General features: G+C 47.7%; 9 protein-coding genes. 1 reads left to right on the forward strand and 8 read right to left on the reverse strand.

Annotation, left to right across the window (positions count from 1 at the left end):
• Nucleotides 1-3: 3 nt before the first annotated feature.
• The 8 genes from BACFIN_RS04280 to BACFIN_RS04245 all read right to left on the reverse strand — a co-directional run bounded on the left by BACFIN_RS04280 (nt 4) and on the right by BACFIN_RS04245 (nt 8,935).
• Nucleotides 4-777, reverse strand: a complete 774-nt coding sequence (locus BACFIN_RS04280) for a hypothetical protein (RefSeq protein WP_005842185.1) — start codon at nt 775-777, stop codon at nt 4-6.
• A gap of 4 nt (nt 778-781) precedes the next feature.
• Nucleotides 782-1,351 carry a lipase chaperone gene (locus tag BACFIN_RS04275; protein ID WP_007659504.1) on the reverse strand — a complete coding sequence of 190 codons (570 nt, stop codon included), beginning with the start codon at nt 1,349-1,351 and terminating at the stop codon, nt 782-784.
• Nucleotides 1,329-3,773: a VirB4 family type IV secretion system protein gene (locus BACFIN_RS04270; protein ID WP_005842190.1), complete on the reverse strand. Its 2,445-nt coding sequence runs from the start codon at nt 3,771-3,773 to the stop codon at nt 1,329-1,331. Before BACFIN_RS04270 ends, BACFIN_RS04275 begins: the two co-directional genes overlap by 23 nt.
• An 11-nt stretch (nt 3,774-3,784) precedes the next feature.
• Complete coding sequence (locus tag BACFIN_RS04265; protein ID WP_195582147.1) at nt 3,785-4,036, reverse strand: hypothetical protein; 252 nt, start codon at nt 4,034-4,036, stop codon at nt 3,785-3,787.
• Nucleotides 4,037-4,086: 50 nt separating this feature from the next.
• The gene (locus BACFIN_RS04260; RefSeq protein WP_005842194.1) at nt 4,087-4,374 is read right to left on the reverse strand and encodes a hypothetical protein; all 288 of its coding nucleotides are present in this window, start codon (nt 4,372-4,374) and stop codon (nt 4,087-4,089) included.
• 263 nt (nt 4,375-4,637) lie between these two features.
• The gene (locus tag BACFIN_RS04255) at nt 4,638-6,077 is read right to left on the reverse strand and encodes a type IV secretory system conjugative DNA transfer family protein (protein ID WP_005842196.1); all 1,440 of its coding nucleotides are present in this window, start codon (nt 6,075-6,077) and stop codon (nt 4,638-4,640) included.
• Between the two features lies 1 nt (nt 6,078).
• Nucleotides 6,079-8,334, reverse strand: coding sequence for a DUF5712 family protein (locus BACFIN_RS04250; RefSeq protein ID WP_007756705.1), 2,256 nt, complete (start codon nt 8,332-8,334; stop codon nt 6,079-6,081).
• Between the two features lie 4 nt (nt 8,335-8,338).
• On the reverse strand, nt 8,339-8,935 hold the full coding sequence (locus tag BACFIN_RS04245) for a BfmA/BtgA family mobilization protein (RefSeq protein ID WP_229036266.1): 597 nt from the start codon (nt 8,933-8,935) through the stop codon (nt 8,339-8,341).
• A gap of 782 nt (nt 8,936-9,717) precedes the next feature.
• Between BACFIN_RS04245 and BACFIN_RS04240 the strand changes: the two genes are divergently transcribed.
• Nucleotides 9,718-10,758: a replication initiation protein gene (locus BACFIN_RS04240; protein WP_032839855.1), complete on the forward strand. Its 1,041-nt coding sequence runs from the start codon at nt 9,718-9,720 to the stop codon at nt 10,756-10,758.
• Nucleotides 10,759-11,027 lie beyond the last annotated feature (269 nt).

Here is an 11,027-nt window from a genome sequence, read left to right on the forward strand (position 1 = left end):
GATTTAAAACAGTTCACGACAAAATTTCACGCTTTTGGCAAACAGGAAAAGTTTGAACACGAAAGCGAAAAGAAGTCCCAGCATGGTATATTTGTTCTGTCCGCACATGTGCATGATATTCTCCGCAATGATAGACCCCAGGGCGTTGGCTATCAGGAACGCCGGGATCGTCATGTAACAGACAAACAGGTTTTTCAGGTATGCGTGCGTATAATGCCTCGTTTTCTCGTCCATGTAGAGTATTACGGCTATCGGCGTGACGATCTCCAGGAGTATAAGATACAGATACCGGGCTGACGCAAAGAAGAAAAATATATATTTCGTTGCGTACAGGAGTATCGTATAAGCCGCAATATTGAACGGCAGCATGATAACCTCCTGAATCTGCTGCCCTACCCAGTTATGCCGCCTTTGCACGTCCTCGATATAGTCCTTTGTAAAGGTTACGATCGCCTCGTCAATGCTTAGATCCACGTCCTCCTGATAATGGCTTATCAATTCGTTCTGAAGATTTCCAAGTGCCGTTTCCACGATCGTAAAGGCGAACGGTGCGACCATGATAATGGCGAACACATAAATATAGATATAGAACAGTTTGAAGAACTGTTTCATATCGACGGGCTTGTCCCCCTCGCTAAAGGCCTCTTTCCAGGCCGTCACGAACTTTTGTATCACGATGATAACGGCGATAAAGGAACAAAGGGCGATGATCCCCTGGCTGACGCCGTTCATCTTGACGGCCTCGTATGCGCTAATCACATTGTCGATCACTTCCATAGGCTCACTTCTTGGCTGTTGATTTCAGGGCTGCGATCCGTTTTATAGCGTCATTGACCGTATTAAACCTCGCTCTCTCGTCGAGCATCTTGTCCCGGTTCTCTTTCAGCTTGTTATCCAGATCCACGATAATTTTTATCCTCTCCCCGTCGGTCATGCTCACCGAGGGCGATATGATCGTCCGGATCAGGTCAAAGGAAAGCACGCTTTCCTCCATGATCTTGTTCAGCACGTTCGTATATTCCCCGTATGCCTCCTGTCCGGTAAACACGTCCGACCGGGTGCACTCTTTCGCCGCCAGTTCCAACATTTCCCCCTGCATGGAAAGCACCTGCAACACCATTTTAGAGTTTTTGATAACCCCGTTCACCTGCCGGTACAGATCCAGGCTCTTAGTCAGTATGTCCCTGGATTCCCCCAGCACTTGAAACTGTTCGTATGCCTGTTTAAGTTCTTTCGCCCAGGTTATCTGCGATAGCTGCGTCAAGGCCGGATCGGACACCACCCACTGGCCGAACGCCGTACAGTAAAAGCACATCATCACAAGCAAACTACATAGACATTTCCGTTTCATAACTTTTCTGTTTTAATTGTTTATACTTCTCTATGGCCGTTTCCATGCTTCCGGCCTCCTTGTAAATCTCCTGCAATTTGTTCCATTTCTCGCCGTCGGTCTGGAATGCAAGCAATTTTTCCGGTGAAAGCTCCAGGCGTACCACCGTTGCATAACTATCCATAAACCGGATGAATATCTCCGAATACGGCCGTACCCCTGAAAAGTCGTTACGGATCGACTTCATCAGGTTTACGTGGCTCCGGTTCTTGATATGGAACGCCTCTACCGTCTGGTCGTAAACGATCTCGTTGGCCGGAAGCACGTATAAGAGTTGCGTATTGGCGATAATGCCTTTCGTGTACTCGTTATCGGGAAGCTGCGCCAATGACTGGACGATCGTACCCACCGCCCCGTTTTCCTTGCGGAGTTTCTGGTAACAGAACGCCACCGTCGAATGTATGTCCGCACCTGAAAAGGTGTCCTTTATAGACTGGCTTTCTGCGTACTCGTCAAAGATCAGCATCCCCCTGACGGAACGATCCGAAAGGATCTTGTTCTCTATCGTATCGAAAAGGATTGTCATAATGACGGAAATCAGGAACGGATCTTTCTTTATCTTCGTCAGCTCAAAGACGATAAAATCCCGGTTCTGCATATCGTTCTCCAGTGGGGACGGCTTGCACACGTTCTCATAAAATCCCCCCGGCATAAATTCCGAACACACGTGCAGGAAGCTGTCTATATCGAAGTATTCCGGCAGGATATTCAAACGCTCATACAGTTTTTTCCCCTCTCTTTGGACGTACCTGTAAAAGTCCGGGAAACAATGGCCGTCGGGAATATCCTCGTAATAACGGCAAATGATCTTTGTCAGCGAAACAACTTGTTTCGTGTCCTCCATGATCGCCTTAGACCGCCAGAATTTAAGCACCAGGTTTACAAGCGTCTTTATCTTCTCGTTGTCCGGCTGCTTCCCGGCCGTATAGAACGGATTGATCCCCAACGGGCTGCTGCCGTCATAATCAATATGCAGCGACCTGTCCGGGTACAACTGCGAAAGCTGGTAAAAGCTCTTTCCGAACTCGACGACGATCTGTTTATAATTCTGCTCGATGTTCTGCTGGATGATGTTCAACGACGTAACCGACTTTCCCCCACCCGTCGATGCGACGATAATCATGTTACGTGCCGGAATGCGTTTCTTATCTGCGTCCCAAACGTCCTTTCGAATCGGTGTTTGATACAGCCGTTCGTTAAACAAGATCCCCTCCTTGTCGCTGCGGAACGTAGAGTAATTGATCCCCATGCAGAGCGACGAATGCAGATCCGAAAGAAACAGGTAGTCCGGATTCAGGTTGTTTTCCCGGCCGATGATCGAGCCTATAAAGATATTATAAAGCCCCTCGTAACTTGGAATGTAATATTTAAACCCGGCGTTCGTGAAAATCATTTTTACCTGTTCCGTCTGTCGGTTCAGGATCGTTTCGTCATCCTCCAACAGCAACACGTTCAGGTGCGTTTTGCAAAGCACGTTTTCCTCGTTGATGATCTCCTGCTCATACGAGGCCAGGCCGTCATAACGGCTTTTTATGGCCTTGTCAAACTCCCGGTAACGGCCGAACAGCTTCACCCTCTCGGCCAGTTCCTCCCGGTAGCTTCCCCCGGCGAATTTCCATATCTGGTTTACCACATGGGAACAGGGCACATGAACGCCGATCCTTTCCAGCATCGACATATAAAGCTGGCTGTTTGCCTCCTGCAAAGTGCTGTCCGTAACATATACTTTCATCCTGTCGGGCAGATACCTTTCATCACAAACGGCAAAGAATATCCCTTTCTTCTGCCCGATCCTTATCATATCGGAACACTGTATATCCCTTAGTCCCTCGTCGTCATGGAAACCGTTCACGTACCGGAAAAGGTGCTGTTTCACCTCGGCCACGTTCAACGGCCGGATCTGCGTGCCACGGATATTCCGGATAATGGAAACTGCACTCTCCACCGATTCCAGAAACTCGGCCAGCCTGTCCCGGTCTGCCTTCGCCAGTTTCTCGCTATACGCCAACGGGTTGGCCTGGTACGCTTTTTCAAGGCTTTGCAGTCCCGAAAGCGTAAAGGACAATATGCAGAAGTGATGCAGGTATTCCCGTCCGTCGAAATACTTCCTTTCGGCCGTCTGTATATAGCCCTCCCCCTCGATCACATATTCCGGCTTGAATTTCCTGCGTAAAAACACGTCCTGCTTATGTATAAACCCGGTTCGGACATACTGGAAAGCCCGGAATAACTCGTTATGCCTTTCCTCCAGATCCGAGCGATCCAGCGAATAGGCCTCCGGCAATTCCAACAGGTAGGAAACGGATATTTCGCCGGATTTGGTAAGTATGGAAGATCCTACCGTATCCAAGATACAGTACGCTTGCGCTGCCGATATTTTCATAAAAAGAGTGTTTACAGGCTGTTTAACAGATCCTTATTCGATATGACAAATACCTGTCTTTTGAACTTGCCGAACTTGCGCTGCATGGAAAGGTTGATAAAGACGATCCGCAAGACCACAGAGGCGAACGCCCCGGCCACCAGCGAAACGATAAAGGCCAAAAAAGATCCCTCCCCACTCATGGCACTTGTCAGGAAGCCCACGACAAAAAGAACAATCACAGCCAGGATAATACAATAGATGCAAAAAAACTTCGTTCTCATTCCATGCACTTTCAGGGGTGTTTCCAGCCCCTTTCTAACCTGGAAGTCCATTAGAGGGACATTTTAAGTTTGCTATTGATAAGTGCGATAACGGCTGCAATGATCGCAAGCCCGATGATGATGTAACCAACTACCCAGAGTAAGTTTACAATACCCTCTTTTCTTGTTCCCTGTCCGTCCCGGTCTATAATCTTATCATAATTCATCACCACACCGATCCCCACTCCCACGATCAGGAGCATGGCGATCACCGGAACGGCATAATCACTAAGGAATGTGTTTACTTCATTTCTGATACCTCCAGTAGCCTGGAGCAAGATAAACAAAGGCGTTTTCATAAGGAGTTTATTTTTAAGTATTTAAGTAAATAAATTCTTATCCGGCCAATCCAAAAACAACCTTTGCTATTGCACTGGAGTTTCAAACTGGAGTGTATTTATACAATTATATTGTACAAAATCCATTCCAATTTGACATAATACACTACTGTTTTAATAAATACACTAATTATCAAACTTTTATAATTTTACCCCTTTTTTATATTCCACAAAAAAGTGTGGAGTTGTCCCACACTTTGTAGAATGTCGCCACACTTCCCTTGTTATTCAATGCCTTGTATATCCCTTATGATCTGCTGGTAATTTTCCTCTATATCCGAGGCCAGTACGGGATGCACGATCGGAAGCGGATCTTCCTTGTCCTCGTACATTTCAAACCTCAAATGAAAGTTCCTCATGTTGGAATGTGCCGCACTCCCCACGAACTCGCCCGATTTCAGGCTGGTAAAGAAATTCGTGTCGTATATTTCCTCTTTCTGCGTGGAAACTGTACGGCTGCGGTTCTCCCCTCCCCGGCTGCTTCCGGTGGTCTTTGAAACCCTCTGCCTCTCCTCTTTTCCAAAAACAAGCGGGTAGCTTTTCAAGGCCTCTATGTCCTTTGTCCGGCCAAAGAACTGGTTCCCGAAATTGGATTCTATCGAACTGCGGTCATATTTCCCGTATATCTTCTCGATCTTCGCCGCCGACTGCGTGAGGAAAACGAAACTGCAAAGGTATTCCCTTAGAACGGACGGCAGTTTCTCGAAATCGGCGATCCGGAACGTGGTCGCTTCATCCAGAAAGTAGAAGAACGGCACTTTGTTCGCCAGCGTGAAACGCCGGGACGAAATGGAAAGCATGAGCGATATAACCGGGGAAATCAGGTTTTCGATCTGATAGGCGTTCGATACGACAACCAATTTCGGACATTCCGGATCTATCAGGTTAAAGTCGAAATCATTTCCGGAAAGGACATAACACACCTTTTTTTCGTTGGCGAGCGTGCTTAGACTGTTGGTAAGGCTGCTTAGATAGCTGCTTTGCGTCTTGGGGCTGTCCTTTGCGTCCAGGAATGCCCCGGCCAGTACCCGGCTCTGGTGCTTGCCCTCCAGGAACGACGTTATCCGGACAGTTCCGGCCGAACAAATGAAATTAACGATATGGGGTATCGTGCAAAACTGCGGATAATCGTTATAAAACCGGATCGAAACGCCCCTTAATATCCCCAACGCCCCGTTAAACCACTCGTCCCGTTTGCCGTCCTTTCCCTGGTAGGCGGTCAGCATATCATCCATTAGCTGCAAGAACAAGGTTTCATTCTTCACCACGGAAGGACGTATCGGATTTGTCCGGTGCGTCCGTTCCATATCCGTGAAACTGATCTGGAAGCACCCATAAGGGTAATTATGTTTTTTTACCAGGTGTACGGCTGTCCTTGCCAGATCGAAATCCTTGTAATTATAGACAAATCCGGCAAACCCGGCCTGTATATACTGGCTTAACAAGGGCTTTCCTATGCTTTTGGTCTTTCCGGAGTTCGCCCCACCATAGACCAGGAAATTATCGAACGGATCGGCAAAGGTTATTTTCCTCCCTCCCCCGGCCGACAGTTCAAAACGGTATTTCTGTCCTTTTTGCTGCTGTTTCCCGGAATTTGGAAGCAACAGCACAACAACGATGATCCCCACCAGGCAGGCGATCCCTATAATAATATACATCATCATATCATAACTCTTTAAACGGGTTTAGAAAACTGCCGATCTGTTTTATCAGCATCATTTTTATATTAGCCGGGTTCTGTATAAGGCTGACGGCCTTTTTCACGTTGCCTACAAGCATCCTTTCCGTCCGGAAGCTATCCCCCAGGATCTCGTTTATCAGCTTTTGTTTGGCCTTACCACCGATAAACCCGACCGTCTTGTCTGCGCTTCGGTGCGTTCCCCTTTCCCTTTCCCGGCCTCCGGTATCTTTGGCGTACCCGGTAAAGGCAAGCAAATCCCGGCGTTCCATAAAGAAAGAACTTTCCCCCTTGATGTAGGTATAGTTTCCGGCCTCGTCCCTTTCGATCGTATATCCCCTCTCCCTCATGGCCTTGTTTATCTGCCTTACCGTCCGGTATTCGGGATTTGCCAGGCACTCCCTAAGATCCTCGTTCCTGACTGCGTACCCATGCTTGTATCGGTCTATCAGATTGATCTCATTCTCGTATGCGTATTTCCGGATCGCCGAAATCGGCACATAGGTTTTCGTTTCCCTATCAAACAGTACATCATAAGACACCTCTTTAAGCTCTTTCCTGTATTTCACCGGATCGGGTTCAGGCATGGGCGTTTCCGCTTCGTTTTCCGTTTCTTCCGGATGTGCCTCGCTCCCCGGCGTTTCCTGCTGTGGCTGCTGCGCTTCCTCCTTTGTTTCCGGCTTTCCGGTCACGCTTTTATCCTCTTCCGGCTCGATCGGCACTTTCTGGTATGTCAGGAAAGAAATATTCTTGGCTTCCAGGCCGTTTTCCCGGTAGGCCACGCCCTCCTGCTTGTACTTGTACAGGTTAAACCGTTCGATAATGCCCTCCATGTGGCGGCTCTCCAGTTTCGGATCGGCGAATTTTTTCAGATCCTTGTGCCGTATGCTCACCCGTTCACCCTCCCGTGAAAAGGAATGTACCCCTTTCCGTACCTTATGCGTGTAGCCTTGTTCTTTCATGGCTACGACAATCTGGTTAGCGGACGTAAAACGGTAGTTCTCCAACAGGTTTTTAAGCTCCGGGTTCTTGATCTTCTTCAAGACGGCTTCGGCCGTCGGTTCGCTTTTCACCAGGTTTATTTGATGCTCGTATGCGAACTGCCGGACGGTGGCGAACGATACCGTCGTATGGTTTTGTTCATCATAAACCACTTTATAAGCGACCTCTTTCAAGGCCTTTTCCCCCTTCTGTGCTTCATCTTTTACATACGTCGAGAAACTTATATCCTTTACCTGCAAACCGTTCTCCCTGTACCCGGCCGGGTTCGCCTCGTACTTTGTCAAGTCGAAACGTTCCGTTATGCTTTTTAGCTGCTCGTCTGACAGAGGTTGTTCGAACGCTTTCAAGAGCCTGTGTTCAACCTGGAACACTTCACCCTCCCGTGAAAAGGAATGCACCCCCTTCCTTACCTGGTGCGTGTAACCTTGTTCCCTCATGGCTGCGACGATCTGGTTTGCCGCCGTAAACTGCTCGTCCTGCAATATCCTTTTAAGCTCCGGGTTCGTGATCTTCCCGATCTCGGCCGATACCTGCGGACGTACATAAGTTTCCCCCTCTTTGGCCTGGTAATCGAATTTCCGGTTAAAACATTCCTGTACCCTGACTTTCCAGCCCTCATGTGAAAAACCCCGTTTCACCGTCCCCCTGCCCTCCAGTTCCCAGGTGTTCCCGGCCGATTTAGCCCCCGGAGAAAGTTTCACTTTCCCGTCCAGGCTCTTGCGTGAAACGATTACGTGAACGTGTAAGTTCAGACCGGGTTTAGGCTCTCCGATCCTGGCGATCCCCTGTTTCACCTCTTCATCTTCCGGATGATAGGATCGTTCCGTTTCCACACGTGCGTAATACATGAGATCCCGGCCTCCCCTAATATTGTCCCGTCCGAAGTTCAAGGCGTATTCATCCATAGCCGAACGGGTGAACGCCTCCAGCTTTTGGAAAACCTCTTTTTTCTCCTGTGGTGTAAGTTCCTTTAAATCGTCCACTTTCCGGCCGATAAGGTGCATTTGTTCCGACTGCGACGGATTGAGCGAAAGCATGAAGAATTTAGCGTCGTTAGCCCCTAACGCCTTTTTGTTCCCGTCTATATCCATAATTACCCGTTCGGGTGAAATATCCTGCTCCGTATGGGAGAAAAAACGCTGTCCCTCCCCCGTTTCCTTTTCCAGATAACGCACCAGGTCGTGACAGCTTCCCGTATTTCCGCTTTTCACGTCCTCGGCCGGGTGTACTTTGGCAAACATAGGCTTATCTCTTTAGTTCGTCCTTTAACCTTTTCACCCACATATCCAGCGTATTACGGTCTATCTCATAAACCGTATCGTTGAATGTCGGTATCTTCTTCACCTCGTCGATACGCTCCACGATCTCCAGGATCTTGTGCGTATTGCATCCGACGGCCGGAGTTCCTTTCTCCTGCCGGGCTATTTCGAGATCCGTTTGCAGTTTCCCGGCCTTCTCCCGGTTTTCCCTGGCTTCCTGTTCCAGTTGCTTGGAATGCTCCAAAAGTTCCTGTACCTGTGAGATGTGCATATATTCGTCCGGATTGTCCCCCGGCGTTTTCACTTCCCCGACAAGCGACAAAAGGAGTTGTTCGATGTTTTTCAGCCTTACGTTAGTGGATTTCTCAATGCCCCGGACAACTTCGATCACCCGGCTTGCCTGCTCTTTGGCCGCAATGTTCGGCGGCATTACATTCGACTGCGGGGTGATCCCCGTTGTTTCAAAATAGAGTAACATTTCGGCCACGAACGCATCGTGCGATTTGTTTCCTTTCAGCATATCAAGCCTAAACCTTGTACTCTCCTTTATACGGATAGACGTATCTTTACTTGTTGTTGCCATAATTTCACGTATAGGGGTTTGCATACATAAATATCGGCTACAATATACTATAATTCAATGAATTATCAAAATAATGTATGCAATATGTATGCAATTCGCATACATATAAACAAGTAAACAGTTATATATCAGTGATTTAGAAAATCAGCATTGGACTAAGTCCAATGACTGCTTGCTCACTTTGGTAAACCGTCGTTCTCTCTCTCCTTGCTTCGCTCGTCGCTCCTGGAACGCTCCGCACGGCTTCGCTCCAATACATCAGACACCCAGCCCCCAAAATGCACATTACAAATGTACACCGCCCCCCAAAAAAGTGTACATTTGTAAAACGGCGGCAATCGTTCCGATCACCTTAGATTTTACAACACAAAAACAAAATTTCACACATTTTAACGCGCGGAAAAATCGCACTAAAGAAACGCTTCGCTCATTTTTTCTCCGTTTCTCATTTTCCGTTTTCAAAATGCACATTTTCCAGCCGTTTTTGAAGCCTGTGATTCCCTAAAATTTTCCTTCTTTGTAAGAATAGTCTTTGTAGAGGTTCTTTGTAAGAAAGCGTTTTTTCATTTATAATTAACTGAAATACAAATCGTTATAAGTGAAAAAACACAACCTAAAATACTCATTTTACTAAAATCCGAAGGGGGAAAATACTTATTTTACTAAAATTACCCCCTCCAATAAATACCCATTTTACTAAAGGTTACAATAAAAAATACTTGGTATTTTTTGGCGGTATCTTTTATTTCTTTAACTTTGTCCCGAACTCAAAAAAAAAGCCTATGGCGACCAACGACATCACCCTCTATATTCCTCCTACGGAGGAAGAAGTAATGTTAATCCAGCCGAATAACGTAACATTCGGCCAGTACTCCGTGACCGAGTGGCAAGAAAACCTCCTGACGCTGATAAGCGACCAGATCCAGCAACACATGACCAGGGAAAAACAACTGCCTAAAGACCTCTTTAACCAGCCTGTCGTCGAGATCAAATGCGACGAAGCCGGGGGGAAGAACAACAAGAGCAAAGTTCTGAAAGAGGCTATCGCCATGATGCGGAAAAACTTTTCCTTTCGCTGGGTGCATCCCAATATCCACCAGACGGTGGAAACGTTCGGGGTGGTGATAACGACGGTACACAACATCAAAGGCACAAACCGGGTAGCCCTGACGCTCAACCCCTGGGCGATCCCTTTCCTGCTCTACTACGGTACGGGTGTCGGCGGTACAAGGTACGGGAAGAACATCGCCTTAACCCTCCGGGGCAATTACACCAAGCGGCTCTACAAGATCATTTGCAGCCAACGGGACAGACGGGAGTATTATTACTCGATCGAGCAATTCTGTAAAGACCTGGAGATCCCGGCCTCCTACTCGAACGCACAGATCGACCAAAAGGTTTTAAGGCCTGCACAGACACGAATCAAGGAAAGCGAGGCCGATGTATGGTTCGATTACAAATTCATCTGCAAAACGCCTAAAAAGGGGCAAAAACCGAAAGCCGACACGATTATCCTGTTCATCCATGCGAGAAATCCCCAAGAACTGCGAGGCGACCAGCAACAACAATACTCGTTCGTTTACCGTTGGGTTTACGGTGCTTTAAGCTATCCGAGCGACAACACCCCGGTAAGGGCACTCGACAAGATCCTGGAAAGCGGACGGCTGAAAGACGTGTACGACCGTTGCGCCTATTACGACGAGAAGGTTTGCAGCGGTGAAATGAGCACAGCCCACGCACATAACTCACTGGCAAAGATGCTGCGTGAGGATTTCGGTATCAAGGCCAGGGGGAAAAAGAAAGATCCCGACCTGTTTGGTTAAATCCGGAAGATTCTCTATATTTGTGTGCGGCCGGGGTGGTTCCCGTCCGTCTGGGGGCTGACGGCTATTGCACGTCAAGCCTTAAAAGTGGGGCGAATTGACGTATTACGACATCCCCACTTTTTCATATCCCCCCCTATATTGTAATGCACATTACAATAATACTAAAATACTAAGATTAGTATAGACTAATCTTAGTATTTTAGTAAAACGAGTATGCTTGAAATCTGCCTCCGGCGGGGTTTTTACGTGGGGGCGTTCTGACCTTT

The sequence above is a fragment of the Bacteroides finegoldii DSM 17565 genome (assembly GCF_000156195.1).
Lineage (GTDB): Bacteria > Bacteroidota > Bacteroidia > Bacteroidales > Bacteroidaceae > Bacteroides > Bacteroides finegoldii.